General features: G+C 71.2%; 25 protein-coding genes. 9 read left to right on the top strand and 16 right to left on the bottom strand.

From position 1 onward, the window contains the following. Positions 1–17: 17 nt before the first annotated feature. Positions 18–1,052 carry a LacI family DNA-binding transcriptional regulator gene (locus WDZ95_RS02670; RefSeq protein ID WP_425776078.1) on the bottom strand — a complete coding sequence of 345 codons (1,035 nt, stop codon included), beginning with the start codon at positions 1,050–1,052 and terminating at the stop codon, positions 18–20. A 181-nt stretch (positions 1,053–1,233) separates the two neighbouring features. On the opposite strand from WDZ95_RS02670, the gene WDZ95_RS02665 reads away from it, so the two are divergent. The 4 genes from WDZ95_RS02665 to WDZ95_RS02650 are packed head-to-tail and all read left to right on the top strand — an operon-like array spanning position 1,234 to position 4,592. Next, positions 1,234–1,770 carry a gluconokinase gene (locus tag WDZ95_RS02665; protein WP_166227134.1) on the top strand — a complete coding sequence of 179 codons (537 nt, stop codon included), beginning with the start codon at positions 1,234–1,236 and terminating at the stop codon, positions 1,768–1,770. Further along, a complete protein-coding gene (locus WDZ95_RS02660; RefSeq protein WP_166227133.1) occupies positions 1,767–2,246 on the top strand; it encodes a TRAP transporter small permease in 480 nt (159 codons plus the stop codon). The genes WDZ95_RS02665 and WDZ95_RS02660 overlap by 4 nt, the downstream gene beginning before the upstream one ends. Continuing rightward, a complete protein-coding gene (locus tag WDZ95_RS02655) occupies positions 2,243–3,520 on the top strand; it encodes a TRAP transporter large permease (RefSeq protein ID WP_425776077.1) in 1,278 nt (425 codons plus the stop codon). Before WDZ95_RS02660 ends, WDZ95_RS02655 begins: the two co-directional genes overlap by 4 nt. A 55-nt stretch (positions 3,521–3,575) precedes the next feature. Further along, positions 3,576–4,592: a TRAP transporter substrate-binding protein gene (locus WDZ95_RS02650; protein WP_425776076.1), complete on the top strand. Its 1,017-nt coding sequence runs from the start codon at positions 3,576–3,578 to the stop codon at positions 4,590–4,592. Positions 4,593–4,663: 71 nt separating this feature from the next. Here WDZ95_RS02650 and WDZ95_RS02645 read toward each other — a convergent pair whose 3' ends face one another. The 3 genes from WDZ95_RS02645 to WDZ95_RS02635 are packed head-to-tail and all read right to left on the bottom strand — an operon-like array spanning position 4,664 to position 9,668. Continuing rightward, positions 4,664–5,515, bottom strand: coding sequence for a DUF6671 family protein (locus tag WDZ95_RS02645; RefSeq protein WP_425776075.1), 852 nt, complete (start codon positions 5,513–5,515; stop codon positions 4,664–4,666). Beyond that, a complete protein-coding gene (locus WDZ95_RS02640; RefSeq protein WP_425776074.1) occupies positions 5,512–8,067 on the bottom strand; it encodes a YbcC family protein in 2,556 nt (851 codons plus the stop codon). The genes WDZ95_RS02645 and WDZ95_RS02640 overlap by 4 nt, the downstream gene beginning before the upstream one ends. 29 nt (positions 8,068–8,096) lie before the next feature. Next, entirely contained in the window at positions 8,097–9,668 is a 1,572-nt protein-coding gene (locus WDZ95_RS02635) for an NADH-quinone oxidoreductase subunit L (RefSeq protein WP_425776073.1), read from the bottom strand. 98 nt (positions 9,669–9,766) lie between these two features. On the opposite strand from WDZ95_RS02635, the gene WDZ95_RS02630 reads away from it, so the two are divergent. Then, positions 9,767–10,651 (top strand): LysR family transcriptional regulator, encoded by an 885-nt coding sequence (locus WDZ95_RS02630; RefSeq protein WP_166227124.1) that lies wholly within the window; start codon positions 9,767–9,769, stop codon positions 10,649–10,651. Between the two features lie 18 nt (positions 10,652–10,669). Here the strand turns inward: WDZ95_RS02630 and WDZ95_RS02625 are convergent, their stop codons facing one another. Continuing rightward, entirely contained in the window at positions 10,670–11,791 is a 1,122-nt protein-coding gene (locus WDZ95_RS02625; RefSeq protein WP_425776072.1) for an acyltransferase family protein, read from the bottom strand. Beyond that, positions 11,788–11,913, bottom strand: a complete 126-nt coding sequence (locus WDZ95_RS02620) for a hypothetical protein (RefSeq protein ID WP_277345042.1) — start codon at positions 11,911–11,913, stop codon at positions 11,788–11,790. The genes WDZ95_RS02625 and WDZ95_RS02620 overlap by 4 nt, the downstream gene beginning before the upstream one ends. 80 nt (positions 11,914–11,993) lie before the next feature. Between WDZ95_RS02620 and WDZ95_RS02615 the strand changes: the two genes are divergently transcribed. After that, positions 11,994–13,016, top strand: a complete 1,023-nt coding sequence (locus WDZ95_RS02615) for an AraC family transcriptional regulator (RefSeq protein WP_425776071.1) — start codon at positions 11,994–11,996, stop codon at positions 13,014–13,016. A 17-nt stretch (positions 13,017–13,033) separates the two neighbouring features. Here WDZ95_RS02615 and WDZ95_RS02610 read toward each other — a convergent pair whose 3' ends face one another. After that, positions 13,034–13,843: an alpha/beta fold hydrolase gene (locus tag WDZ95_RS02610; protein WP_425776070.1), complete on the bottom strand. Its 810-nt coding sequence runs from the start codon at positions 13,841–13,843 to the stop codon at positions 13,034–13,036. A gap of 109 nt (positions 13,844–13,952) precedes the next feature. Then, on the bottom strand, positions 13,953–14,477 hold the full coding sequence (locus tag WDZ95_RS02605; RefSeq protein WP_425776069.1) for an OsmC family protein: 525 nt from the start codon (positions 14,475–14,477) through the stop codon (positions 13,953–13,955). Between the two features lie 192 nt (positions 14,478–14,669). On the opposite strand from WDZ95_RS02605, the gene WDZ95_RS02600 reads away from it, so the two are divergent. Then, positions 14,670–16,187 carry a winged helix-turn-helix domain-containing protein gene (locus WDZ95_RS02600; protein ID WP_425776068.1) on the top strand — a complete coding sequence of 506 codons (1,518 nt, stop codon included), beginning with the start codon at positions 14,670–14,672 and terminating at the stop codon, positions 16,185–16,187. A 12-nt stretch (positions 16,188–16,199) separates the two neighbouring features. Here the strand turns inward: WDZ95_RS02600 and WDZ95_RS02595 are convergent, their stop codons facing one another. Then, a complete protein-coding gene (locus tag WDZ95_RS02595; RefSeq protein WP_166227118.1) occupies positions 16,200–16,988 on the bottom strand; it encodes a class II aldolase/adducin family protein in 789 nt (262 codons plus the stop codon). Positions 16,989–17,136: 148 nt separating this feature from the next. On the opposite strand from WDZ95_RS02595, the gene WDZ95_RS02590 reads away from it, so the two are divergent. After that, positions 17,137–18,054, top strand: a complete 918-nt coding sequence (locus WDZ95_RS02590) for a LysR family transcriptional regulator (RefSeq protein ID WP_425776067.1) — start codon at positions 17,137–17,139, stop codon at positions 18,052–18,054. Positions 18,055–18,162: 108 nt separating this feature from the next. Here WDZ95_RS02590 and WDZ95_RS02585 read toward each other — a convergent pair whose 3' ends face one another. Together WDZ95_RS02585 and WDZ95_RS02580 are read right to left on the bottom strand one after the other, a co-directional pair. After that, positions 18,163–18,783, bottom strand: a complete 621-nt coding sequence (locus WDZ95_RS02585; RefSeq protein ID WP_425776066.1) for a hypothetical protein — start codon at positions 18,781–18,783, stop codon at positions 18,163–18,165. 324 nt (positions 18,784–19,107) lie between these two features. Continuing rightward, the gene (locus tag WDZ95_RS02580; protein WP_425776065.1) at positions 19,108–19,569 is read right to left on the bottom strand and encodes a helix-turn-helix domain-containing protein; all 462 of its coding nucleotides are present in this window, start codon (positions 19,567–19,569) and stop codon (positions 19,108–19,110) included. 78 nt (positions 19,570–19,647) lie between these two features. Here WDZ95_RS02580 and WDZ95_RS02575 point away from each other — a divergent pair, with 78 nt between their 5' ends. Beyond that, positions 19,648–20,082: a hypothetical protein gene (locus tag WDZ95_RS02575; RefSeq protein WP_425776064.1), complete on the top strand. Its 435-nt coding sequence runs from the start codon at positions 19,648–19,650 to the stop codon at positions 20,080–20,082. A gap of 42 nt (positions 20,083–20,124) precedes the next feature. Here WDZ95_RS02575 and WDZ95_RS02570 read toward each other — a convergent pair whose 3' ends face one another. From WDZ95_RS02570 to WDZ95_RS02550, 5 genes are all read right to left on the bottom strand, one after another. Beyond that, positions 20,125–21,021 carry a 2-hydroxy-3-oxopropionate reductase gene (locus WDZ95_RS02570; protein WP_425776063.1) on the bottom strand — a complete coding sequence of 299 codons (897 nt, stop codon included), beginning with the start codon at positions 21,019–21,021 and terminating at the stop codon, positions 20,125–20,127. A 29-nt stretch (positions 21,022–21,050) separates the two neighbouring features. Further along, positions 21,051–21,821, bottom strand: a complete 771-nt coding sequence (locus WDZ95_RS02565) for an HpcH/HpaI aldolase family protein (protein WP_425776062.1) — start codon at positions 21,819–21,821, stop codon at positions 21,051–21,053. Positions 21,822–21,849: 28 nt separating this feature from the next. After that, positions 21,850–23,196 (bottom strand): glucarate dehydratase, encoded by a 1,347-nt coding sequence (gudD, locus tag WDZ95_RS02560; protein WP_425776061.1) that lies wholly within the window; start codon positions 23,194–23,196, stop codon positions 21,850–21,852. 21 nt (positions 23,197–23,217) lie between these two features. After that, positions 23,218–24,168 carry a Bug family tripartite tricarboxylate transporter substrate binding protein gene (locus tag WDZ95_RS02555; RefSeq protein ID WP_425776060.1) on the bottom strand — a complete coding sequence of 317 codons (951 nt, stop codon included), beginning with the start codon at positions 24,166–24,168 and terminating at the stop codon, positions 23,218–23,220. Positions 24,169–24,289: 121 nt separating this feature from the next. After that, entirely contained in the window at positions 24,290–25,318 is a 1,029-nt protein-coding gene (locus tag WDZ95_RS02550) for a LacI family DNA-binding transcriptional regulator (protein WP_425776059.1), read from the bottom strand. Positions 25,319–25,407 lie beyond the last annotated feature (89 nt).

The following is a 25,407-nucleotide window of genomic DNA, read 5'->3' as shown; positions in this document are numbered from 1 at the left end:
GGCGGCGCTCGCACGCCTCAGCTGCTGCCGCGCACCACCAGCTCGAAGCCCAGGTCGGCGCTGCTGCGCGCCAGCGGCTCATCGCGCAGCAGCGACAGCAGCATGCCCGCGCCCACCTCGCCGATGGCGCGGCGCGGCGTGCGCACGGTGGTCAGCGGCGGCAGCATCTGGTCGCTGCCCGAGAGGTCGTTGAAGCCGGCCACCGCGATGCGCTGCGGCACGGCCACGCGCAGGCGCAGCGCGGCGAGCAGGCCACCCTGGGCCAGGTCGTCGTTGCAGAAGAACACCGCGTCCACCTCGGGCCGTGTGCGCAGCAGGTCTTCGAACAGCTCGCCGCCCAGGCGCATGGACGAGGGCTGCGGGCTCAGCAGCTCCAGCCGCGCGTCGTACAGGCCGGCGGCGCGCAGGCAGCGGCGGTAGCCCTCGGCACGCTGCAGCACGCGCGGGTCGAGCTGCGCCGCGATGAAGGCGATGCGGCGGCGGCCGCGCTCGATCAGGTGCTGCGTGATCGCGTGGCCCGCGTCCTGCTGCGAGAAGCCCACGCAGTGCACGCCGGGCGCGTCGGTGAGCTCCATCAGGTACACGCAGGGAATGCCGCTGGCGGCCACCAGCTGGCGCGCGGCCTCGGTGCGGTCGAAGCCGGTGAGCAGCACGCCCGCGGGCCGCTGCGCGAGGTAGCTGCGCAGCAGCTGCTCTTCCTCCATCGGGTCGTAGTGCGTCACGCCGATCAGCGGCTGCAGGCCGTGCGGCAGCAGCACCCGGTGCACCGCCTCGATCACGTCCACGAACAGCGCGTTCGACAGCAGCGGCACCAGCACCGGCACCTGCGTGCCGCGCGCCGAGGCCAGCGCGCGCGCGGCCGGGTCGGGCACGTAGCCGAGCCGGGCCGCGGCCGCTTTCACGCGCGCCACCAGCTCGGCGGCCACGCCCCGCTCGCCGCGCAGCGCGCGCGACGCGGTGATGGGGCTCACCTCGGCCTCGCGGGCCACGTCCTGCAGGGTGATGCGGCCGCTGGGCCGGCGGCGGCGTTCGGTGGGTGGGGTGGGGGGCAAGGGTTTTCCCTGTCAAAGCGGTGACGGAACGGGGAATAGGATAGCGCTACCATAGCGGGCTTCGCATCCGGATTGGCCCTGATGTTCCCACACTCGGGCAGCCATTCCGAAGCAAAGCGATCGCCATGAACGGTCCTGACCCCAGGACCGTTTCTTTCGGATTCTTTGGACAGCGCTACCAATGACCCTCAACCCCGTTCCCACCCGCCTCGTCGTCATGGGCGTGGCCGGTTGCGGCAAGTCCAGCCTGGGCCAGCACGGCGCCCGGGCCCTGGGCCTGCCGCTGCTGGAGGGTGACGACTTCCACCCCGCGGCCAACGTCGCCAAGATGCGCTCGGGCATCGCGCTCAGCGACGACGACCGCGCCGCCTGGCTCGACACCCTGGCCGAGCAGCTCGCGCTGCGCCCCGAGGGCGTGGTGCTCACCTGCTCCTCGCTCAAGCGCCGCTACCGCGACCGCCTGCGCGCGGCCGCGCCGGGCCTGCGCTTCGTGTTCCTGCAGCTCACGCGCGAACAGGCGCGCGAGCGCGTGGCCACGCGGCCCGGCCACCTGTTTCCGGTGAGCCTGGTCGACAGCCAGTTCGAAGCGCTCGAAGACCCGAGCGCGGAGCCCGGCGTGCTCGCGCTCGACGCGATGCGCCCGATCCCCGAACTCGTGAGCGCGGTGGCGCAGTGGGTGCGCAGCGCGCCCGCGCCGCGGCAGGAGGTGAAGGCATGAAAGCGATCCGCTTCCTCAAGCACCTGGCCGAAGGCTTCCTGGCCCTGTGCCTGGCGGGCATGGTGGTGGCCGTGTTCGGCAACGTGGTGCTGCGCTACGTGTGGGGCACGGGCTGGGTGGTGTCCGAAGAACTCTCACGCCTGCTGTTCGTGTGGCTGGTGGCCATCGCGGCCACGCTCACCTTCGCCGAAGGCAAGCACCTGGGCTTCGACCTCGTCACCGCGCGCCTGAGCGGCGTGCCCGCCGCGGTGCTGCGCTGGCTCACGCGCGGGCTTATCGGCCTGTCGCTGTATTACCTCATCACCGGCGCCTGGGCGCAGGTGGTGGTGGGCATGGGCAGCCACAGCCCGGTCATGGGCTACCCGCTGGCGCTGGCCGCGGGCGCCATCTTCGTGATGGGCGTGTGCATGGCCGCGCTGCTGGTGCTGCAGGCGCTGGCCGAGCTGTTCGGCCGCCAGGAAGGCGGTGCCGCATGACCATCGTGCTGTTCCTGCTGGTGCTGTTCGCCACCATGACGGTGGGCGTGCCCATCGCGTTCGCGCTCATGCTCACCGCGCTCGCGCTCATGGTGCAGCTCGACTTCTTCGACGCCCAGCTGCTCGCGCAGAACGTGCAGGCGGGCTTCGACAGCTTCCCGCTGCTGGCCGTGCCCTTCTTCATCCTCGCGGGCGAGCTGATGAACGCGGGCGGCCTGAGCCGACGCATCATCGACCTGGCGCGCGCCTTTGTGGGCCACATTCCCGGTGGCCTGGGCTACGTGGCCATCGCGGCCTCGGTGATGCTGGCCTCGATGAGCGGCTCGGCCATCGCCGACACCGCGGCCCTGGCCACGCTGCTGTTGCCCATGATGCGGCAGCAGCGCTACCCCGAAGGCCCGAGCGCGGGCCTGATCGCCTCGGGCGGCATCATCGCGCCCATCATCCCGCCGTCCATGCCCATGGTGATCTACGGCGTCACCACCAACACCTCGATCAGCAAGCTGTTCCTCGCGGGCATCGTGCCCGGCCTGCTGATGGCGGTGAGCCTGGTGCTGGTGTGGCGCCGCATCGCGGGCCGCGAAGCGCTGCCGGTGGCCGAGAAAACCAGCTGGGCGTTCCGCCGCTCGGTGCTGGCGTCGAGCATCTGGGCGCTGTTCATGCCGGTGATCATCATCGGCGGCCTGCGCCTGGGCATCTTCACGCCCACCGAAGCCGCCGTGGTGGCCGCGGCCTACGCGCTGGTGGTGGCCATGTTCGTGTACCGCGAACTCAGCGTGGCCGGCCTGTACCGCGTGTTCGTGGACGCCGCGCGCACCACCGGCGTGGTGATGTTCCTGTGCGGCGCCGCCACCGCGGCCAGCTACATGATCACCCTGGCCGACCTGCCCAACCAGCTCGCCGACATCATGGGCCCGCTGCTGCAGAACCCGCTGCTGTTCATGGCGGTGGTGGCGGTGTTCCTGCTGGCCGTGGGCATGGTGATGGACCTCACGCCCACCATCCTCATCCTTGCGCCGGTGCTCGCGCCGCTGGCCGCCAAGGCCGGCATCGACCCGGTGTACTTCGGCTTCGTGTTCATCTTCATCGGCTGCCTGGGCCTGCTCACGCCGCCCGTGGGCACGGTGCTCAACGTGGTGGCCGGCGTGGGCGGGCTGCGCATGGAATCGGTGATCCGCGGCGTCATGCCCTTCCTGCTGGTCTACATCGCCATGCTGGCGCTGCTCATCGTGTTCCCGGCCATCGTCACCCAGCCGCTCAAGTGGATGTTCTGAACCCCTTTCCGTTTTCACCCGGCGGCGCGGCCGCCAACAACCCCAGGAGATGACCATGAAACTCAAGCAACTCGCGCTCACGCTCACCGTGGCCCTGGCCACCGTGGCCGGCGGCCTGGCCCACGCGCAGGACATCAAGCCGCGCATGATCCGCTTCGGCTACGGCCTCAACGAAGACTCCAACCAGGGCCGCGCCGTCAAGCTGTTCGCGCAGGAGGTCGAGAAGGCCTCGGGCGGCAAGATGAAGGTGCGCGCCATCGGCGCGGCCGCGCTGGGCTCCGACATCCAGATGCAGCAGGCCCTGATCGGCGGCGCGCAGGAAATGATGGTGGGCTCGACCGCCACGCTGGTGGGCATCACCAAAGAGATGGCCATCTGGGACACCCCCTTCCTGTTCAACAACGCGCAGGAAGCCGACGTGGTGCTCGACGGCCCGGTCGGCCAGAAGGTGATGGACAAGCTGCAGGACAAGGGCCTGGTCGGCCTGGTCTACTGGGAAAACGGCTTTCGCAACCTCACCAACAACAAGCGTGCCGTCACCAAGCTCGAAGACCTCGACGGCATCAAGCTGCGCGTGATGCAGAACAACGTCTTCATCGACAGCTTCAAGACCCTGGGCGCCAACGCCGTGCCGCTGCCGTTCTCCGAGCTGTTCACCGCGCTCGAGACCAAGACCGTCGATGGCCAGGAGAACCCGTACAACACCATCGTCTCGAGCAAGTTCTACGAGGTGCAGAAGTTCCTCACCGTCACCAACCACGTCTACAGCCCGTGGATCGTGACCGTGAGCAAGAAGTGGTGGGACCAGCTCAGCAAGGACGAGCAGAAGGTGCTGCTGGACGCCGCGAAGAAGAGCCGCGACTTCGAGCGCAAGGACACGCGCGCCGAGGCCGACAAGGCGCTGGCCGACCTCAAGGCCAAGGGCATGCAGATCAACCAGCTCAGCCCGGCCGAAGCCAACCGCATGCGCGAGAAGCTCGGCGCGGTGAACGCCACCATCGCCACCAACGTGGGCGAAGACCTCTGGAAAGAGACCCAGGCCGCCGTGGCCAAGGCCCGCGCCGCCAAGTAAGCGCGCCGCCGTCGCCCGCCGACCCCCGCGGCTCGCGCCCCGGGGGTTTTTTCATGGCGGGCGGTTGCGCGTCAGGGATTGCACTGCCCGCAATGCGCCGGCTCCGCGGTGAGGCGGTCGGTGCGCGGGTGTTCGGTGCGGTGGCCGCAAGCCGGGCAGGCGCGCACCTCGCTGCGGTAGCTGCTGGTGGGGCTGCCGCAGTCGGCGCAGGGCAGGCCGGGTTCGCGGTGGCTCACGCCGAAGCCCGGCGCGCCGCAGGCCGGACAGACCGAACGCAGGCGCTGCAGCAGGTCTTGCGCGGCCTGGCCGATGCGCGCCATGCGCTCGGGGTGCGCGAAGGCGCGCAGGTCGTGCTCCACGAACACGCGGCCCTGCCGCGATTGCGCCAGCGCCTCGTCGAAGCCGCGGCGCAGCAGCGCCCAGTCGGCCACGCCCTTGTGCAGCGGCGGGCCGTCTTCGTCGTCGGGGCGGATCACGAGCTGCTGCCGCGGAAAACCCTCGCGCTGCGCGAAGGCCTCGATGTCGGCCCAGGCGTTGCTGTGCACATGCCCGTTGCGCGCCGGGCCCTGGGCCACGCCCACCACCTCCAGGCCCTGCTCGTCGTCGATCCACACCAGCACCTCCACGTTCCAGGGAAACATGCCGGTGAACGGGTCGGGGCCGAAGCCGCCTTCGCTCGCCAGGCCCAGGGGCAGGCCCGACAGCGCCATGCCCTGGCGCGCCTTGCGCCGCGCGGCCTCCACCTGCGTGCCCTCGCGCGGGATCTCGCGCGTGAAGGTGCCGAGCAGGTCGGTGTCGAAGCCGCTCACGAGCTGCACGGTGCAACCCAGGCCGGGGTCGAGCACGGGCGCGATCACGCGTTCCTTGCCGTGCTGGGTGAGCAGGGCCACGCGGCGGCCCGCGTACGGTCCGGGCCGACTCATGCGCGCACGGCCCCGGCATTCGCCACCGCCAGCCAGCCGCCGTGCGCACGGCGCTCGAATCCCGAGTCCGCGAAGCGCCACAGGTGCAGCCAGCCGTTGTCGATCAGTTGCCGCACCACCGCGTGCTGGCCGATCACCTTGTCGATCGCTGCCTGCGGGGCGTCGATCACCACCGTGAGGCGCAGCGGCTCGTGCACCCAGCGCTCGCCGTCGTGCAGCGACTGCCTGGACAAGCCGACGCGCAGGTCGCCGCCGTTGCCCTCGAACACGCCCAGGTGACCGCCCACCACGTTGTGCAGCACCTTGTTGCCGCTGCCCAGGTGCCGCGGGTCGCAGGTGGACGCGTGGTACTGCCAGTTGATCCAGTGCGTGACCAGCATGGGTGCGGTCATCAGCAGTTCGAGCACGCTGCCGTCGCGGTCGTGCGCGGCGTCGTAGTCGTGCAGGAAGCTGCGGCCCTGGAGCACGCTGCCCAGGCTGCGCCAGCGCGGCGCGATCACGAACGCGGCGTTGCCCGCCAGGCCCCATTCGGGGCGGGTCTGCGCGCCGTCGTTGGCGCGGCGGCGCAGCTGGTCGAGCAGCTCGGTGTGCGGCGCGCGCGGGTCGAGCCCGAGCGAGGGCGCTCGCTCGCGGCGCACGCGGTCGCAGGCGTGGTCGAGCACGCGCTGCAGGCGCTCCCAGCGCGCGAGCGCGGCCGGTGGCAGCAGGTCGAGGTCAAAGCCCTCGATCTCGTCGGTGGTGGTGTTGTGCAGCGCGGCCATGAACACCGTGTCCTCGGGCAAGGCCACCCCTTGCGCGCGCAGGCCTTCGCGCACCGCGGCCTCGTTGAGCAGTTGCGCCAGGCTGCGCGCGTTCACCTCGCCGGTCTGGCCGCAGCAGGCGCCGCAGTCGAGCGCGGCCGCGTGGGCGTTGTTGGCGGACTGGCTGCCGTGGCCCACCAGCAGCACCAGCGGCGCCACCTGCGAGCCCGCCGCGCCCAGGCCCATGGCGTGCAGCACGCGCGCGGCCAGCGCCACCTTGGCCGCGGTGTCCAGGCCCATCAGGGCCGGACGGCACACGGGGCGGTAGCGCGCGGGCAGGCCTTCGAGGTCGTCGCGCGCGCGCGCCCGCCGGCCCGGCACCAGCCAGCCGCCGAGCTTGCCGAGGTAGCCCAGGCCCGCGGCCTCGACGAAAGAAAACGCCGCGCCGGGCCAGCGGCTGGCGGCCTGCCACTGGTCCTTGAGCGCCAGACGCGTCTGGCGCGAGCGCTCGGCCGCGGCCTGCAGCAGCGCGTCGGTGGCGCGGTGCGCGGCGTCGGCGCTCACCACGCGGTCGGTCACTTCCATGGCGGGCGCGAGCAGGCCCGGCAGCTGCGGCCGGCGCGCGGCCGTGGCCAGCGGCGTGTAGGCCACGGGCAAGCCGAAGAAGCCGGCGAAGCCCAGCGTCTGCACGGCCGGCCACTCGGCCTCGATCGCGCGGCGCAGCGGCTCGCTGCGCACGTCGATGCAGAAGGCGGCCTGCACCTCGGTCACGGGCGGCACCAGCGGCGGCGCGGCCGTGGCGAGCAGGCGTTGCGCGAGCTGGCGCTGGTAGCCGACCTCCAGCGCGAGCTGCCACACCTCGTCCACGAGCAGCGCCCGCTCTGCTTTTTGCAGCACCTGGGGCGCGTCGGCCCAGGCCTGCTGCAGCTCGGCGAAGGCCCGTTCGGCGTCGTCGTCGTGTTTGCCTTCGAGCAGCAGCACCCCCCAGGCGAGGCGGATCGCGAGCAGCTCGCGCAGGTGCGCGTCGTGCCCGCCCTGCTGCGCGGCCTGCCAGCCCAGGTAGGCGCACCACGAGGCCCAGCCGTTCACCGACAGCAGCACCGATTCGAGGTAGTCGGCCCACACCGCGGGCGGCAGGCCCAGGCGCGCGATCACCCAGCGCTCGGCGTCCTGGGCGGTGGCGGGCAGTGCGCCGATCGCCTGGCCCAGGTCGGGCAGGCCCATCAGCAGGCCGATGCCGTGGTCGTGCGTGAGGGTGTCGCGCCAGAAGGCGTACAGGCCCTCGCGGTGCTCGGGCTGCCAGTCGGCCTGGTGGGCGTCGAAGTAGGCCGCGCAGGTCTGGCTCACCTGGTGCGTGACGGCCTGGCGCCAGCCCAGCCGGTTGCCGCGCCGCGGGTCGGTGTCGAGCACGTCGATCAGCAGCGGCAGCTGGGCGCTGGGCGCGGGTTCGTGGAGCGCCTGCACGCAGCACTCGGCGCTCAGGCCCGCGCTCTGGGCCGCCGGCAGTTGCTGCAGCGCCTGCGCCAGATCGGCCGGGCGGATGCGGCCCTGTTGCCAGGCCTCGCGCTGGCGCTCGCGCGGCGGGAACACCTGCACGTTGCCCAGCGCTGCCATGCGCGCGGCCACGCGGCGCAGCGGCAGGCCGATGCGCTGCCAGTGCGGGTTCACCGCGATCGCGCGGTCCAGCGGCCAGCTGGGTGCGATGGCGCGGCAGGCCTGCGCGCAGGCCTCGTCGATCGCGCGGTGCAGCGCGTCGTCCACGGTCGGCGCGGCCTGGGCCGCGGCGGGGCTCGAATCGTTGAGCGAGTACATGGCGGGTTCTCCGGAAGTCGGTCGGGCGGTCAGGCGCGGGGCGTGGCGGTCTCGGGCGTCCAGCGTGTGGGCCACAGGCGCAGCGCCAGGCGGGTGTAGGCCTCGTCCACGTAGAAGCCGGCGTAGCTCCAGCGCCGCCAGCCCGAGAGCAGGCCGGGCCGGCGCTGCAGCAGCGCCAGGCCCGCGTACAGCGCGCCCATGCCCGCGAGCGTGATCAGGCCCAGGGCGTGTTGCGGCGCGTCGTTGAGACCGAAGGGCAGGGCGTGGGCGAACAGCGCGGCCAGCGTGAGCCCGGCCACCATCAGCGCGCCGCACACCGTCTGCCGCGCGCGCAGGCCCGCCGGCGCCGGGGCCGAGGGCAGCCACAGCAGCGGCGCCCAGGCCAGCGCGAGCACGGCGCTCCACCACCAGGGCCAGGGGGCCACATCGGGCGCGGCGCTGAGACCCAGCACCACCGCCACGCTCAGGACCGGCGCGAACAGCAGGCTCGCGCCCGTGGCCGGGGAGGGCGCCGACAGCGCCTGCAGCCGCGTGCTGCGCACCGCCTCGGAGGCCGACAGGAAGGCGTGCGCCTTGTAGAGCGAGTGGCCCAGCAGGTGCAGCGCGGCCAGCGTGTACAGGCCCAGCGCGCACTCCACCAGCATGAAGCCCATCTGCGCCACGGTGGACCAGGCCAGCCGCACCTTGATGCTGATGCGCGTGAGCATGACCATGCCCGCCAGCACCGCGGTGGCCAGGCCGAAGGCCAGCAGCAGCGCGCGCGCGGGCATGGCTTGCTCCAGCAGCGGTGCGAAGCGGATCAGCACGAAGCCGCCCAGGTTGACCACGCCCGCGTGCAGCAGCGCCGACACCGGCGTGGGCGCTTCCATCACCTGGATCAGCCAGCCGTGCACCGGCAGCAGCGCGGTGCGCAGCACCACCGCGAGCACCAGCGCCACCGCGCTCAGGTGCAGCGCGGGATTCAGGCCGTGCTGGGCCACGTGGTCCCACAGGGCCGGCAGCGAACCGCTGCCCACCGTGCCCCAGGCCAGCGCGGCGGCCAGCAGCAGCAGCGCGTCGGCCACGCGGTCGGCCAGGCGCTTCTTGTGCGCGGCCAGGCGGGCGAAGGCGCGCTCGGGGTAGAAGCACAGCAGCCGCTGCAGCGCCACGCCCACCAGGGCCCAGGCGCCGATCAGCACCAGCCAGTGCTGGGCCAGCAGTAGCCCGTGCACCGCGGCCAGCACCACCGCCAGCATGGCCACGTAACGCGGCTGGCCGCGCTCGCCCTGCAGGTAGCGCGCCGAGAAGGCGCCGATGACCGTGCCCAGCAGCTGCACCAGCAGCGCCAGCACACCGGCGAAGGGGGACGGCGCCAGCCAGGCGCCCAGGCCGTTGGCGGGCGCAGCGTCGGGCCGGGCCAGGAAGGGCAGCGCCAGCGCCAGCGCCGCCGCCGCCAGCGCCGCCAGCGACAAGCCCTGGAAGCCTCGCCACAGCGTGGGCGGCGGCACGGTGGGGCCCGGGGTGGGCGTGCGCCCGGCCAGCGCGGCATGGGCCGCGGCCAGGGCCATCAGCACCGCGGGCGTGAGCGCGCTGATCGTCGGCACAAGGTCGGTGAGGGGCATGGCGGGGGCCTCGGTATTGCGTTGCCCGCGATCTTCCCGGCTTGCGACCGTTCAGTAAAATACATTGATCAGAACAAAAACATTCTGAAAAACGAACGATGCGCCTCGATCAGCTCAATTTCCACCACCTGTTCTACTTCTGGCGGGTGGCGCGGCTCGGCCACCTCACCCGGGCCGCCGAAGAGCTCAACACCTCGCAATCGGCGGTGTCGGCGCAGATCCGCCAGCTCGAAGACCGCCTGGGCGAGCCGCTGTTCGCGCGCGAAGGGCGGCGGCTGCAACTGACCGACACCGGCCAACTCGTGCTGGCCTATGCCGAGAACATCTTCGGCCTGGGCCAGGAAATGCTGGGCCGTCTGCAGGGCCGCATGGCCGGCGTCACGCGGCTGCGCGTGGGCAGCGTGGCCACGCTCTCGCGCAACTACCAGGAGAACTGGATCCGCCCGCTGCTCAGCGATGCGAGCGTGGTGCTCACGCTCGAGTCCGGCCTGCTGCAAGGCCTGATCGAGCGGCTGGTGCAGCACCAGCTCGACGTGGTGCTGGCCAACGAAACCGTGCCCGCCGACCCCGACCGCCCGCTGCACTGCCGCTTCCTCGGCAGCCAGGCGGTGTCGCTCGTGGGCCCCGCGGGCCGCTGGGCCGCGCAGGCCCTGCGCGTGCCCGAAGACCTCGACGGACTGGACGTGGTGCTGCCCGGCCCGCGGCATGCGCTGCGCGCGCAGTTCGACGCGCTCTGCCTCTCGGCCAACGTGACGCCGCGCCTGCGCGCCGAGGTCGACGACATGGCCATGCTGCGCCTGATCGCGCGCGACAGCGGCTGGCTCACCGTGCTGCCCGAGGTGGTGGTGCAGGACGAACTGCGCACCGGGGCGCTGGTGGCGGTGGGGCGGTTCACCGATCTGCAGGAGCGCTTCTATGCGATCACCACGCCGCACCGGCACCGCATCGAGGTGCTGGAGACCCTGATCGCGGGCACGGGCTGAGCCGCGCTATGAGCCGCGCTACAGCACCCGCCGCACCCCGGGCAGCGCGCGCAGGCCCCGAGCCAGCGCGAACGACAGCACCACGCTGGCCGCGCCCACCAGCGCGAACTTGAGCAACGCCGGCGCCCCCCAGCCCGCGAGCGCCACCGACACGCCCACCAGCACCGGCGCGTGCAGCACGAACGCGCCATAGGCCTGCTCGCTCCAGCGCTGCCACCGCGGGCTGGGGGTGTTGAAGCGGCGCTGGAACAGCACCAGCAGCGAGGCGATCAGGCCCCAGGCCACGAAGGGCTCCCAGAAGGCGTACACCACCGCCGCCAGCCCGAGCCCGCCGTTGACATTCACCGGCCGGCCCGCGAGCGCGCCCGACAGCGCTGCCACCACGAACAACAGCGGCAGGGTCAGCCACGTCACGCGCCGCCAGCGCCGGGCCTGCGCGGGCGGCACGCGTTCGAGCCAGCCGTGGCGCGCCGCCGCGCAACCCAGCGCAAACAAAAAAGCGTACGACGCGAAGTAGCCGAGCTGCAGGCCCCACACGCTCTGCCCCACCGGCACCCACTGCCGCAGCGCCAGCGCCACCGCGCCCACCGCCAGCGCCGACACCAGCCACCACGGCGAACCCGGCACCGGCCGATCGGGCGCGGGCGCGGGCGCGGGCTCGGGCCGCCACCACCGCCAGAGCATGAACGCCGCGGTGAACAGCAGCAGCGCCCACGCGAACCACAGCGGCCCGATCACGAAGCGCGCCTGCTGCACTTGCGCCCACCACGCCGACGCCCAGGGCCGCCCCGCCGGCACGCCCGCCAGCGCCACGGCCAGCGGCCCCAGCACAAAGCCGAACACCAGCAGCGGCAGCCCCAGGCGCAGCAGGCGCTCTTGCGCGAACGCGCGCGCGCCCTTGCGTGCCAGCGAGCCCGGCGTGAAGCGACCGGCGATCAGAAAGAAAAAGCCCATGAAGAAGGCCTGGTTCACGGCGCAGAACACGCTGAGCAACAGGCTCGACGGCGCACCGCCGTCGCGCACCTCGCGGTAGAACCAGTCGCCGCTGCCGCCATAGGTGATGGCCGTGTGGTGCAGCACCACCAGCGCGGTGAGCACCACGCGCAGCCGGTCCAGGAAGACCGTGCGCGGCGGTGTCACACCGAGCCTTCCTTTTCCACCACCAGAATGCGCGCCTCGCCGATCGGGTGCGCCACGTTGGCGATGTCGAGTGCACCCCAGGCGCGCTCGGCGCGGAAGGTCTTGCTGCGGACGATCTTCATGCGGGCTCTCCCATGCTGCGGGCACAAACGTGGGTGCGATCATTGCACCCCGCCACCCGCCCCGCCAACACGCCCCGCCCATGCCCGCCCCCCACCGCTCCCCGCAGGTTGCCGCGCGCATCGGCGCGTTCGTGGTGCAGGCGGCCGCCGCGCGCGGGGTGGACGCCGGACGGCTCATGGCCGAGGCCGGCCTGGCCGCCGCGGCGCTGGCCGATCCCGAGGCCCGCATGCCGCTGGCGGTGGAAGAGCGCTTGTGGACCCTGGCCGCCGAACGCTGCGGCGACCCGCTGTTCGGCCTGCGCGCGGCGCAGGCCATCCGCCCCGGCACCTTCGACGTGCTCGATTACGCCGTGCGCACCGCGCCCGACCTGCGCAGCGCCCTGCAGCGGCTGGCCCGCTACAACCGCCTGGTGCACGACCTCGCGAGCTTCGTGCTCGTGCCGGTCGAGGGCGGGCTGCGCGTCGAGCACCGCTTCGATGCCGCGGGCGCCATGCCTTGCCGCCAGGCGGCCGAGTTCACGCTGGCCTCGCTGTTGGTGGTGGCCACGCAGATCGGCGGCGCGCCCGTGCGTGCGCAGGCCGTGGCGTTCGCCCACAGCGCCGGGGGCGATGCCGCGGCCTACCAGGCGGTGTTCGGCGTGGCCCCGCACTTCGACGCGCCGGTGTCGTGCCTGGTGCTGGCCGACGCGGTGCTGGACCGCGGCGTGCCCGCGGCCGACCCGGGCCTCTCGCGCATCGTCACCGCGCACGCCGAGCAACTGCTGGCCGCGCACGCGCCGCTGCACGAACCCACGGCCGCCCAGGTGCGCCGCCTGCTGGCCGAGGCCATGCCCAACGGCCCGCCCACGCTGCGGCAGGTGGCCGCGCGGTTGCACCTGAGCGAGCGCAGCCTGCAGCGCCGGCTGGACGAAGAGGGCACGCGCTTCGCGGCGCTGGTGGACGGCGTGCGCCGCGAGCTCGCGCTGCGCTACGTGGCCGACCCGCGCCTGGCCCTGGGCGAGGTGGCCTACCTGCTCGGCTTTGCCGAACCCAGCCCCTTCCACCGCGCCTTCAAGCGCTGGACCGGCACCACGCCCACGGCCGCGCGCCGCGCCGCGCGCTGACCCCGGGATCGCGCGCCTCACCGCAGGCTCGCGATGAAGGCGAGCACCGCGGGCGCGACCTGCTCGGGCGCTTCCAGGTGCGGGTAGTGGCCCGCGCCCGGCACGATCAGCGGCTCGGTGCGCAGGGCCTGGCCCAGCCAGTGCGCTTCGGCCGTGGCGTCGGGAAAGTCGGGGTCGCGCGAGCCCATCACCACCAGCGCGGGCACGCGGCTGCGCGCCACCAGGGCCTCGGTGTCGGCCTTGCTCAGCGACACCATGTGGCGCAGCGCCGCCATGCGCCCCGCCTCGCGCAGGTTGGCCGCCAGCGCGGCCCGGGCCTGCGCGTGGTCGGCCGGCTTGCGCAGGGGGAACAGGCTGTTCCAGTAGGCCATCCAGAACGCCACGCGCCAGGGCCCGGCAAAGCCCAGGGCGAGCGCGGCCTTGGCGTACCAGGGGGCGGGCACGTCGCGCACGATGGGACCGAGCAGCACCACGCCGCGCACCTGGGCGGGCGCTTCGTGCGCCGCCCACAGCGCCGAGCCCGCCGCGAACGAATTGCCCAGCACCACCGCCGGGCCGGCGCCCAGGTGCTCGATCAGTGTCAGCGCGTCGCGCCCCACGTCGCGCGCCGAGTAGCCCGGCCACTGCGCCGAGCTTTCGCCGTGCCCGCGCACGTCCAGCGTGACCACGCGGTGGCCGGCCTGCTGCAGCAGCGGGCGCAGCGCGCGGTATTCGCTGCGCAGATCGCCCATGCCGGGCATGCAGACCAGCAGCGGGCCCGTGCCGCCGGTGTCGTCGTAGGCGAGCCGGGACTGGCCCAGGGTGAGTTGGCGGGTGGGAAGGTTCATGGCCGTGCGGGGATGCGGTGCGGATGGCGGCACTGTGCCGCAGCGCGCCCCCGCCGGCCATGACGGCGCACGCCAGTTGCTTGACCGGCGCCGCCACCGAGGCCACGCCTCAGGCGTGAAACCGGGTCTGCATCTCGGGTGCTGAACGCAGCGTGTGCGCCACCACGCAGCAGCGCTGCGCCGCCACGCGCAATTGCTCGATCACCTCGGCGGGCGTGCCTTCGCGCGCCTGCAGGTGGATGTCGGTGCTGAACGACTGGAAGCCCACCGGCAGGTCGCGCCCCATGCCCATGGCCCCGCGCATGTCGACCTTGGCCTGCACGTGCACCTCGAGCGCCGTGAGTTCGATGCCCATGGCCTGCGCCACCATGCGCACCGACGCGTCGTAGCAGGCCGCGAGCGCGGCGCACAGCAGGTCGCCGGGGCAGGGTGCGTCGTAGGGGCCGCCGACCGAGCCGTGCACGCCCACCGGCACCGCCGCCTCGTCGCGCAGCGCTGGCACCACCTGCAGGTGGAAGGGGTCGGCGGGGTTGTCGCTGCGGGTGCGCGCCTGCGCGGTGACGAGCGCGAGTTCGGGCGCTTGCTTGTAGCGCGCGCGCAGGGCGGACTGGGTTTCGAAGAGGCGGCTGTTCATCACGAGGCTCCACAAGGGTTGAAGGACGGGCACCGGGCTGCACCCGGCCATCGCAGCGCAGCATTGCAAGGGGGCCGTGGAGCCCTGTACAACGCGGCGTGTCCGGACCTTATCGAGCGCGCGCCGCGCCGGCCTTTAACGCGCTCAAGCCCGGGCTAAACGTTCCTAAACATGCCGCCCCGGAGAAGGTGCATGCCCGACCGCTACCAGTTCGACCGCTTCGAAGTGCGCCCCGCCGAACGCGCCTTGCTCGTCGACGGCGTGCCCGCCAGCGTGGGCGCGCGCGCCTTCGACCTGCTGCTGTGCCTGCTGGCGCGCCACGACCGCGTGGTGGGCAAGGACGAGATCCTCGACGCCGTGTGGCCCGGCCTGGTGGTGGAGGACAACAACCTCTCGGTGCAGGTGGCCGCGCTGCGCAAGCTGCTGGGACCGGACAGCATCGCCACCGTGGCGGGCCGCGGCTACCAGTGGGCCCTGCCGCTGCGCGCCGCGGCCGCAGCGCCGGCCGCGGGCCTGGCCAGCGGGCCCACCATCGCGGTGCTGCCGTTCAACGTGCTGTGCGACGAGCCGCAGATCCGCTACCTCGCCGACGGCCTGGCCGAAGACACGATTGCGCTGCTGGCGCGCGTGCCGGGCTTTCGGCTGGTGTCGCGCGCCTCGTCGTTCGCGTTCCGCGGGCAGGGCACGACGGTACCCGAGATCGCGCGCGAGCTCGGCGTGCGTTTCGTGGTCGAGGGCAGCGTGCGCCCCGCGGGCGAGGGCGTGCGCGTGGGCACGCAACTGATCGACGCGAGCAGCGGTCACGTGCTGTGGAGCGGCCGCTTCGAGCGCCGCCGCGACGCGGCCGTGGACCTGCAGGAAGACATCGCGCGCGGGATCATGTCGGAGCTCGAGCCCGAGCTCACGCGCGCCGAAATCGCCCACATCCGCCGCCAGCGGCCCGAGCACCAGGGCGTTTGGGCCCACTACCACCAGGCCATCGGCGCCATCGCCCTGCAGGGCTGGGGCCCCGACGCGATCGCCGAAGCGCGTGCGCTGCTGCTCAAGAGCACCGCGCTGGACCCGGCCTTCGGGCTGGGCCACGCGCACTACGCGCTGCTGACGGCCCTCTCCACCAACCTCACGCAGCTGCCCGACGCGCCCCGCCTCGCGGCCGATGCCTTGCGCACGGCCGATCGCGCGATCGCGCTCGACGACGGCAGCTCCGAGGTGCTGGGTTACGCGGGCTGCGCGCTGTGCGACCTGGGGCAGCACCAGCGCGGCGTGGAGGTGCTGCAGCGCGCGCTCGCCATCGACCCGAGCAATGCGCAGGCGCACGTGGCGCTGGGCGCCTCGCTGGCGCTCACGGGCCGGCTCGAAGCCGGCATCGAGCAGATGCGCCACGGCATGGCCATCAGCCCGCGCGACCGCCGCCAGGGCTTCTGGCGCTGGGCGCTGGGCACCTTCCTGCTGCGCGTGGGGCGCGAGGCCGAGGCCCTGGCCGAGGCGCGCGAAGCGGCCCGGCGCGACCCGCGCTTTCACCTCGCGCGCGTGCTCGAAGCCGCCTTGCTGGACCGCCAGGGCCAGCCGGCCGAAGCGGCCGCGGCCCTGGCCGAGGCGCGCCGCCTGTGCGCGGGCATGGCCCTGGCCGACATCGCGCTCACCCACGGCCGGCGCGTGGGCGAGCGGCTGGCGCTGCTGTGGCCGCAGAGCCCGCCGGCGCCCGCCTGAAGGCGGCGAGGCTCAGCTGCGGTACGAAGGATCGATGCGGTCGAGCAGCCGGATGAGCGCGAGCCAGTCGCGCCCCTGGATGTACGACGGCGAGTCCGCGAACTGCGCGATGGCGCGCGACTGCACCTCGGCCGAGGGAAACACCAGCTTCTGCGGCCCCGAGGTGGCCGCGATCTGGATCTGGCAGGCGCGCTCCAGGTAGAACATGAGCTCGAAGGCCTCGGGCACGGTGCGGCCCGCGGTGAGCAGGCCGTGGTTGCGCAGGATCAGGATGTTGTTGGACCCCATGTCGGCCACCAGGCGCTGCTGCTCGGCGTTGTCCAGCGCAATGCCCTCGAAGTCGTGGTAGCCGATCTGGCCGTACACGCGCATGGCGTGCTGCGAAATCGGCAGCAGGCCATCGGCCTGCGCGGCCACCGCCACGCCCGCGGCGGTGTGCGTGTGCAGAACGCAGCCCACGTCGGGCCGCGCGGTGTGGATCGCGCCGTGGATCACGAAGGCCGCGGGGTTCACCTCCAGCGGCACGTCTTCCGCCAGCCGGCCGTGCACGTCCACCTTCACCAGGTTCGACGCCGACACCTCTTCGTACAGCAGGCCGAAGGGGTTGATGAGGTAGTGCTCGTGCGAGCCCGGCACGCGCGACGAAATGTGGTTGTAGATCCAGTCCGTCATGCGGAAGTGCGCGATGAGCCGGTAGCAGGCCGCGAGCTCGACGCGCGCGGCCCATTCCTCGGGCGACACCTGGGTGCGCAGTTGCTGGCGCTGCTGCAGCACGCGCTGGAGTTCTTCGTTGGTGAGCATGGGTTGTGTCTTGGGGGGTGGAGGGGGCGACGCAGTCTAGGCACGGCCTGCCGCGCGCGGGCATGACGAATCGGCCCCAAGGCATACCGATGCGGTGCGGCCCGCGCGCGCCCGCCCGTAAGATGCCGCCGAACTTTTCGGGCCCACCATGCTGCTGAACCTGCGCGAGATCCACGCCTTTCAGACCATCGTCGACTGCGGTTCGCTGGGCAAGGCGGCCGAGGTGCTGCACGTGACGCAGCCGGCCCTGAGCCGCATCGTGAAGCGGCTGGAAGAGCAGTTGGGCGTGCCCTTGTTCGAGCGCCACCAGCGCGGCGCCACGCTCACCGAATACGGCGCGCAACTCGCGCCCCATGCGCGGCTGCTGCTGAACGAATCGGCGCGCGCGGTGCAGGCCATCGAGGCGCTGCGCGGCATGGGCCGCGGCCGCGTGCGCGTGGGCGCGGTGGCCAGCGCGCTGGAGAGCTTTGTGCCCGCCACGGTGGAGCGCCTGCTGCAGAAGTGGCCCGGGCTGCAGGCCAGCGTGGAAGAGGGTCTCACCGAAGACCTGCTGGCGCAGCTCGCGCGCGGCGAGATCGACCTGGCCCTGACCTTCGACGTGCCCACCGCGCCCGGGCTGAAGCGCATCACCGAAGGCGCGTGGCAGGAAGGCTGCTACGTGGTGCTGGGCGAAACCCACCCGCTGTGCGGCCGCACCGACATGCGCCTGGCCGACCTGGCCGAGCAGCGCTGGGCCCTGGTGCCGCGCGGCCTGCAGCCGCGCGAAGACTGGCAGCAACTGTTTGCCGAGCGCCAACTGCCGGTGCCCGCCGCGAGCGTGGAATCGAAGTCCATCAACCTGCTGCGCCGGCTGGTGGCGGGCGGCGGCTACCTGGGCTGGATGCCGCGCGCCCTGTTCGAACCACCGGCCCCCAACCCGGGCCAAGCCATCCGCATCCTGCCGCTGCGCGACGTGCAGACCACGCGGCGGTATGCGCTGTACCGGCGGCAGGAGAGCCATTTGTCGCCGGCGACGGGGGCGTTGGTGGAGGAGTTGTTGGTGGGGATTCGGGGGGTGATTGGCTGATGGGGGTCGAGGGCGGCTTCTGATTGGGTGCGGACCCTCGTGGTCGGGTCATCCCTGGACATCCCCCCGGGTAAACAGCTTTTGACGTGTATGACATCCAGCGCGAAGCTATATACCCGCCGCTTGCAGCGCCCCGCTTAAGCGTTCTGTCATACGCACGCTCAATCTATTAATCGTCTCCTCTGACATTGCCTCATATCTTGCGCAGCCACGATAAATCTCAAGCATTTCTATGCAATTGAAGCTTTGCATTTCCGTGCAAATCGTACGAATCTGGCGCCAATCAGCAAGCTCGGCAACTTTTCTTAACCCTTTGCGTCCCTTGATGTTTGACTTAAATCGTTTGAACTCAGAGTCACCAAAGGTTTGAGTTCCCCAGCGAGAATGAACAAGCGAATTTCTGTACTCCTCATATTTCGACATCTGTAATATTATTCTTTTGAAAATTTCGCATTGCTTGGGCTGTTCACGGTATCTCTTGAGGTAAAGAGCTGAAAGCAGATCAAGCTTTTGTCCAAAGCTAAGCGCTGCAGTCATAATTGCGATGTTTTCGAAATGTTCTTCTTGGTTTTTTCGTTTCAGGAAGACTCCAAGGAATTCACCAAGGTCGTACTCTAGCCTGTTGAACTGGATAACAAGAAGACCAATAGAGGTTGCGGTCCGTACCCTTTGGACATGCAGTGCCTTGGAGCTCTCGATGAATTCTTCGGGAAGTTTGAATTCGCTCATGTGCTTGGTCTAGCTTTGATTTGTGGAGGCAGCCTTGACGGACTTCGGGACCTGTCCCCCTAACTGTAGACTGTCATCTAGCCGAAGCAGGTACAGTTGCAGGCTATCGAAAATCTAGGCGCGGGAAGTATGGCAATTAAAAGGGCATAAGATTCGGCATATTTGTACGCTAGCATAAATAGTTTGCGGTCGTCCGCTTTGGCGGACTATAGGCACGGGCTGCTGCCGGCCGATAGCCGCCATCGGAATCAGATAGTCGAACGCAGACAACCGCTGCAACTGAGACACCCAGCCGCACGGCAGCCCCCGCCCCGCCGGCCCAACCTACTTGCTCAGCAGCCCTTCAACCGACAAATCCAGCGCCGCCGCAAGCCGCGCCAGCGTTTGCAGCGATGGGTTGCGCGCCTGGCGTTCGATGTGCGCGATCACGGGCCTGCTGATACCGGATCGCTGAGCCAGGGCTTCCTGGGTCATCTGCCGTTCTTTCCTCGCCGATTGGAGGTTCGATGCCAGAACCTGCTCGATCGAGGTCGCGCTGGCTTGCCGGGCCGCAGGCCGTTTCCCCAGCAGTGAACCCGTGGTGACGCCAAGGGCCCGCGCCAGCTTGTCCACCGTGCCCAATGAGACGTTGACCTTGCCCATCTCCAGCAGTTGAAGCATGCGCCGGCTCACATGCGCCTGATCCGCCAGTGCGCTGGACGTCCAGTTGCTCTCCGCTCGAAGCGCGCGGAGGTTGGCCGCCAACCGGGCGAGGCAAGGCAGAAGTTCGGGGGCTGGTTCAGACACCAAAAAAGGTTGGCACCGAACACGGCGGGATTGCTACTTAGAGGCACATTTTTGTGTTCGAATTTTTGGAGCCCAACTGTGTTCATCACCGCCCCCGGCCTCGTGCAGTACCTCCACCCTTCGCAGGTCGCCCCGCGCCAGACGCACTGGCCCGCCGTCACGCTCGCGCTGGAGCGGCCCTGGTACCTGCTGGTGCACGACGTGTGCTGCCACGGCCGGCGGCGGTCGCAGACCACCCTGGTGGGTTGGGACGCGAGCCTGCTGGATCTGCTGGCCCAGATTCCCGTGGCGGACTTGAGCGGCATTGCGCGGCTGGCACCGCGGCGCGGCGCGGGCCCGCGCCGGGCCCTGGACTGGATGGGCGCGCTGTGGGCGCCCGCGCCGGGCGAGTCGCCCGCCGTGGGCCCGCTGCTGTTTCGGCTGAGCGGCGACCTGCAGTTGCGCACCACCAATGGTTCGCCCGTGGGCGATGCCCCGGGCCGGCGCCTGCTGTTTGAGGCGCCCGAGGCCTGAGGTGTCTGGCGCCTACGCCGACGGTCCAGGCCGGCGGCCGCGTCAGCCCTGGGCGACCGGGTGCTGGGCCATGAGCTCCAGCGCCTGCACCAGCGCCGAGTGGTCCAGATCGGCCAGGCCGTTGGCGGCGCAGGCCTGCATCAACTGCGCCGCGCCCGCCGTCTGCGGCAGCGCCACGCCCAGCTCACGCGCGCCCTGCAGCGCCAGCCCCAGGTCCTTCTGGTGCAGCTTGATGCGAAAACCCGGGTTGAAGCTGCGCTTGATCATGCGCTCGCCGTGCACTTCCAGGATGCGGCTGGACGCGAAGCCGCCCATGAGGGCCTGGCGCACCTTGGCCGGGTCGGCGCCGGCCTTGCTCGCGAACACCAGGGCCTCGCTCACGGCCGCGATGTTCAGCGCCACGATGATCTGGTTGGCCACCTTGGTGGTCTGGCCGTCGCCGTTGCCGCCCACGAGCGTGATGTTCTTGCCCATCAGCTCCAGCAGGGGCTTCACGCGGTGGAACACGGCTTCGTCGCCGCCGCACATGATGGTGAGCGACGCGGCCTTGGCGCCCACTTCGCCGCCCGACACGGGCGCGTCGATGTAGTCGGCGCCGAGCGCGTTGATGCGCTGCGCGAAGGCCTTGGTGGCCATGGGCGAGATGGAGCTCATGTCCACCACCACCTTGCGCGCGCCGCCCGCGCCCTGCAGGCCTTCGGCCACGCCGCCGGGGCCGAACAGCACGGCCTCCACGTCGGGCGTGTCGGGCACCATGGTGAAGATCACCTCGGCCTCGCGCGCCACGGCGGCCGCGTTCTCGGCGCGCACGCCGCCCGCGGCGGTGATGGCCTCGGGCACGCTGCGGCGCGTGTGCACAAACAGTGGGTGGCCCGCGTTGGCGAGGTGCAGCGCCATGGGCGTGCCCATGATGCCGAGGCCGATGAATCCAAGTTTCATGCTGCTAAGGGGAGTGGAGGGTTGGGTGGTCATTTGCGTGCGCCGGCGCGCATGGTGTTCACCACCTGCTGCGCGCCCGCGGCCATCAGGCGCGCGTCGGAGCTGATGGTGACGAACTGGAAGCCCATGGCGATGCGCTTGAGCGCGGCCTCGGGTGTGCCGTTGTGGCAGCCGGCCACCACGCCGTGCGCCTTGGCGCGGTTGAGGATGTGTTGCACCGCCTCGGCGGCCTTGGGGTCGAGGTCGTCGAAGGCGGGCTTGCAGCCGAGCGCGAGCGAGAGGTCCGAGGGGCCGATGTAGATCGCGTCGAGGCCGGGCGTGGCCAGGATGTCGTCGAGGTTCTCGAGCGCCTGCGCGGTCTCGATCATGGCGAAGGCCACGATGGTGTCGTTGGCGTGCTGCGGGTAGTCGGCGCCGCCGTAGAGCAGGGCGCGCACCGGGCCGAAGCTGCGTGTGCCTTGGGGCGCGTAGTGGGTGTAGGCCACGAGCTTCTCGGCGTCGGCCCGCGTGTTCACCATGGGGCAGATCACGCCGTAGGCGCCCGCGTCGAGCGTTTTCATGATGATGCCGGGCTCGAGCCAGGGCACGCGCACCACGGGCACGGTGTTCGTGGTGGAGATGGCCTGCAGCATGGGCACCATGCCCGCGTAGTCCACCACGCCGTGCTGCAGGTCGATGGTGAGCGAGTCCCAGCCCTGGTGGGCCATGGTTTCGGCGGAGAAGCTGTTGGCAATGGCCAGCCAGCCGTTGATCACGGCGCCGCCTTGGGCCCAGATTTCGCGCAGTCGGTTCGGTCGCATGGGTTCGTGTGGGGTGAAGGGATCGGGTTCAGCGGACCATGCAGGGGCGCTTCGGGTCAAAGCGCCAGTTGGGGATCAGGCACTGCATGGCGATCGCGTCGTCGCGCGCGCCCAGGCCGTGTTGCTGGTACAGGCGGTTGGCCTTTTCCACCTCGGCCATGTCGAGCGTCACGCCCAGTCCGGGCTTGCGGGGCACTTGCACATGGCCGTTCACGATCTGCAGCGGTTCCTGGGTCAGGCGCTGCCCATCCTGCCATATCCAGTGGGTGTCGATGGCGGTGACCTTGCCCGGGGCCGCCGCGCCCACGTGGGTGAACATGGCCAGCGACACGTCGAAGTGGTTGTTGGAGTGCGAGCCCCAGGTCAGGCCCCAGTCGCGGCAGGTCTGGGCCACGCGCACGCTGCCGGCCATGGTCCAGAAGTGCGGGTCGGCCAGGGGAATGTCCACGCTTTGCAGCGCGAGCGCGTGGCTCAGTTGGCGCCAGTCGGTGGCGACCATGTTGGTGGCCGTGGGCAGGCCGGTGGCGCGGCGGAACTCGGCCATCACCTCGCGACCCGAAAAGCCGTCTTCGGCGCCGCAGGGGTCTTCGGCATAGGCCACCACGCCGCGCATGCGCTGGCCCAGGCGAATCGCGTCTTTCAGCAGCCAGCCGCCGTTGGGGTCGAGCGTCACGCGCGCGTCGGGAAAGCGCTCGTGCAGCGCGATCACGGCGTCGACCTCCTCGTCGCCGCGCAGCACGCCGCCCTTGAGCTTGAAGTCGTTGAAGCCGTAGCGCTCGCGCGCGGCTTCGGCCAGGCGCACGATGGCCTCGGGCGTCATGGCTTTCTCGTGGCGCAGGCGGCACCAGGCGTCGGGGTGGTCGGGCTCGCTCGCATAGGGCAGGTCGGTCAGCGTGCGGTCGCCCACGAAGAACAGGTAGCCCAGCATCTCCACCGATTCGCGCTGCTGGCCTTCGCCGAGCAGCGCGGCCACCGGCACGTTCAGGTGCTGGCCCAGCAGATCGAGCAGCGCCGATTCCACGGCCGTCACGGCGTGGATGGTGGTGCGCAGGTCGAAGGTCTGCAGGCCGCGGCCGCCGCGGTCGCGGTCAGCGAAGCGGGCCTGCATGTCGCGCAGCACGCGCTGGTGGTCGCCGATGGCGCGGCCCACCACCAGCTCGCGCGCGTCTTCCAGGGTCTGGCGGATCTTCTCGCCCCCGGGCACCTCGCCCACGCCGGTGCGGCCGGCGCTGTCGCGCAGGATCAGCAGGTTGCGGGTGAAGAAGGGCGCGTGCGCCCCGCTTAGGTTGAGCAGCATGCCGTCGCGGCCCGCGACGGGAATGGCGATGAGCTCGGTGATGCGGGGCGTGGCGCCGACGGGGACGGGGTTCAGCATGAAAGGCTCGGTCGGAAAAGCTCAGTCGGCTTTGATGTTGCGGCTCTCGATCAGCTTCTTCCAGCGCGCGAATTCCGCGGCCTGGAAGGCAGTGAACTGCTCGGGCGTGTTGGCCACGATCTCGAAGCCGAGGTCGAGCAGCTTGGGCTTGATGGCCGGGTCGTTGAGCGCGTCCTTGATGGCGGCCTGCAGCTTGGCCTTCACGTCGGCCGGAATGCCCTTGGGCGCGGCCACGGCCTGCCACGAGTAGACGTTGGCGTCCTTGATGCCGAGTTCTTCGAGCGTGGGCACGTTGGGCAGCAGCGGCGAGCGCGTGGCGCTGGTGATGGAGAGCGCGCGCAGCTTGCCGGCCTGGATCTGCGGCATGGCGGTGTTGATGTTCATGAACGAGGAGTCGACCTGGTTGCCCAGCAGGTCGGTCATCACGGGGCCGCCGCCCTTGTAGGGCACGTGCACGCCGCTGGTGCCGGTCTGCTGCCAGTAGAGCTCGGCGGTGAGGTGGTCGCTGCTGCCGTTGCCCGAGGAGGCGAAGGTCATCTTGCCGGGGTTGGCCTTTTGCCAGGCGATCACGTCGGCCATGGTCTTGTGCGGCGAGGCGGCGGGCACCACGAGCACGTTGGGGGCCTGTACGGCCACGGTGATGTAGTCGAAATCCTTGGTGGCGTCGTAGGTGACCTTGGTGAGGTGCGGCGCGATCACGTAGGGGCCGAGCGAGGCCACGAGCAGGGTGTGGCCGTCGGGGGCCGAGCGCACCACCTGGGCCGCGCCGATGGTGCCGGTGGCGCCGGGCTTGTTGTCCACCACGAAGGTGCCGCCGAATTTCTCGGCCAGCTTGGGCTGCAGCGTGCGCGCAATCAGGTCGGTGGAGCCGCCGGGCGGGAAGGGCACCACGAGGGTGACGGTCTTGGTGGGCCAGGCCATGGCCGAGGTCAGGGTCATGGCGGTGCCCAGCGCGAGCAGCAGCTTCTTCATGGTTTGTCTCCGTGTAGGGGTCTGAAGGGGCTTGAAATGGTACCGGTACCAAATCAAAACGTCGGGCATGGTACCGGTACCAAAGCGGGGCGTCAACCGGGCATGCCCCGAGGCCGGGGCCTCAGGTGGTTTCGCGTTCGACGATGGAAAAGCCCATGTCGCGCACCGGCTGCGCCACGGGCCGGCCTTCGGCGCGGTCGATCAGCCAGCGCGCGGCCAGGCGGCCGATCTCGGCGCCGTTGATGCGCACCGTGCTCAGGCCGGGCGCCATGTCGGCGGCGAAGGGCACGTCGCCGAAGCCCATGAGCGCGATGCGGCCGGGCACGTCGAGGCCGCGCACGCGCGCCTCGGTGGCCACGCCGAGCGCGAGCAGGTCGGAGCTGCAGAACACGGCGTCGGTGTCGGGCGCGGTGTCGAGCAGGCGGCCCAGGGCCTCGCGGCCGCTGCGCAGCGAGCGCGAGGCGCCCACGTTCACCACCGCCACCGGGCCGTGGCCGGCGCGCTCCACCGCGTCGATGAAGGCGGCGGCGCGGCGCTCGGCGCGCTCGTCGTCGGCGCGGATCAGCGCCAGCCGCCGCCGCCCCTTGGCCAGCAGGAAGCGCGCGACCTCGCGGCCGATGTCGGCGTGCGAGAAGCCCACCAGCATGTCCACCGGTGTGGGCGTGAGGTCCCAGGTTTCCACCACCGGAATGCCCGAGGCCAGCAGCCGCGTGCGGCCTGGGCTGGGGCCGAGGATGCCGGTGAGCAGGATGCCGTCGGGCCGGCGGCCCACGATGGCTTCGAGCAGCGCCTCTTCGCGCTCGGGCGAGTAGTCGGACTGGCCCAGCATGAGCTGGTAGCCGGCGCCGAACAGGGTGTCGTTGAGGGCCTCGATGGTGGGCATGAACACCGACATCACGGTGCTCGGCACCACCGCGGCGATCAGCCGGCTGCGCGACGAGGCCAGGCCGCCCGCGAGGCGGTTGGGCACGTAGCCGGTCTTCTGCACCACCTCGAGCACCTTCTGGCGCACGTCGGGCGAGACCTGGGCGGGCGTGTTGAGCACGCGCGAGACCGTGATGGGCGCGACGCCCGCGAGCCGGGCCACGTCGCGCACGGTGATGGCGCCGCTGCCGCGGCGGGCACGCCGGTTGTTGTCGGAGTCTTTCATTTGCGGCGTAGAATGGTACCGGTACCAAGCGCCTTGCGGAAGCCCCCGGCCAGGGGGCCGGACCGCCGAAGGCGCGCCGCATCATAGGA

The organism is Hydrogenophaga sp. T2, from assembly GCF_049843535.1.
GTDB classification, from domain to species: domain Bacteria; phylum Pseudomonadota; class Gammaproteobacteria; order Burkholderiales; family Burkholderiaceae_C; genus Hydrogenophaga; species Hydrogenophaga crocea.
The sequence above is the reverse complement of the archived record's forward strand: the minus strand, read 5'-3'. Positions and strand labels throughout refer to the sequence as shown.

Bases quoted from the DNA above. Each gene is read 5' to 3' on its own strand.
- WDZ95_RS02665 (WP_166227134.1), top strand. From the start codon at position 1,234: ATGACCCTCAACCCCGTTCCCACCCGCCTCGTCGTCATGGGCGTGGCC.
- WDZ95_RS02660 (WP_166227133.1), top strand. From the start codon at position 1,767: ATGAAAGCGATCCGCTTCCTCAAGCACCTGGCCGAAGGCTTCCTGGCC.
- WDZ95_RS02655 (WP_425776077.1), top strand. From the start codon at position 2,243: ATGACCATCGTGCTGTTCCTGCTGGTGCTGTTCGCCACCATGACGGTG.
- WDZ95_RS02650 (WP_425776076.1), top strand. From the start codon at position 3,576: ATGAAACTCAAGCAACTCGCGCTCACGCTCACCGTGGCCCTGGCCACC.
- WDZ95_RS02645 (WP_425776075.1), bottom strand. From the start codon at position 5,515: ATGAGTCGGCCCGGACCGTACGCGGGCCGCCGCGTGGCCCTGCTCACC.
- WDZ95_RS02640 (WP_425776074.1), bottom strand. From the start codon at position 8,067: ATGTACTCGCTCAACGATTCGAGCCCCGCCGCGGCCCAGGCCGCGCCG.
- WDZ95_RS02635 (WP_425776073.1), bottom strand. From the start codon at position 9,668: ATGCCCCTCACCGACCTTGTGCCGACGATCAGCGCGCTCACGCCCGCG.
- WDZ95_RS02630 (WP_166227124.1), top strand. From the start codon at position 9,767: ATGCGCCTCGATCAGCTCAATTTCCACCACCTGTTCTACTTCTGGCGG.
- WDZ95_RS02620 (WP_277345042.1), bottom strand. From the start codon at position 11,913: ATGAAGATCGTCCGCAGCAAGACCTTCCGCGCCGAGCGCGCCTGGGGT.
- WDZ95_RS02615 (WP_425776071.1), top strand. From the start codon at position 11,994: ATGCCCGCCCCCCACCGCTCCCCGCAGGTTGCCGCGCGCATCGGCGCG.
- WDZ95_RS02610 (WP_425776070.1), bottom strand. From the start codon at position 13,843: ATGAACCTTCCCACCCGCCAACTCACCCTGGGCCAGTCCCGGCTCGCC.
- WDZ95_RS02605 (WP_425776069.1), bottom strand. From the start codon at position 14,477: ATGAACAGCCGCCTCTTCGAAACCCAGTCCGCCCTGCGCGCGCGCTAC.
- WDZ95_RS02600 (WP_425776068.1), top strand. From the start codon at position 14,670: ATGCCCGACCGCTACCAGTTCGACCGCTTCGAAGTGCGCCCCGCCGAA.
- WDZ95_RS02595 (WP_166227118.1), bottom strand. From the start codon at position 16,988: ATGCTCACCAACGAAGAACTCCAGCGCGTGCTGCAGCAGCGCCAGCAA.
- WDZ95_RS02590 (WP_425776067.1), top strand. From the start codon at position 17,137: ATGCTGCTGAACCTGCGCGAGATCCACGCCTTTCAGACCATCGTCGAC.
- WDZ95_RS02585 (WP_425776066.1), bottom strand. From the start codon at position 18,783: ATGAGCGAATTCAAACTTCCCGAAGAATTCATCGAGAGCTCCAAGGCA.
- WDZ95_RS02570 (WP_425776063.1), bottom strand. From the start codon at position 21,021: ATGAAACTTGGATTCATCGGCCTCGGCATCATGGGCACGCCCATGGCG.
- WDZ95_RS02565 (WP_425776062.1), bottom strand. From the start codon at position 21,821: ATGCGACCGAACCGACTGCGCGAAATCTGGGCCCAAGGCGGCGCCGTG.
- gudD (WP_425776061.1), bottom strand. From the start codon at position 23,196: ATGCTGAACCCCGTCCCCGTCGGCGCCACGCCCCGCATCACCGAGCTC.
- WDZ95_RS02555 (WP_425776060.1), bottom strand. From the start codon at position 24,168: ATGAAGAAGCTGCTGCTCGCGCTGGGCACCGCCATGACCCTGACCTCG.
- WDZ95_RS02550 (WP_425776059.1), bottom strand. From the start codon at position 25,318: ATGAAAGACTCCGACAACAACCGGCGTGCCCGCCGCGGCAGCGGCGCC.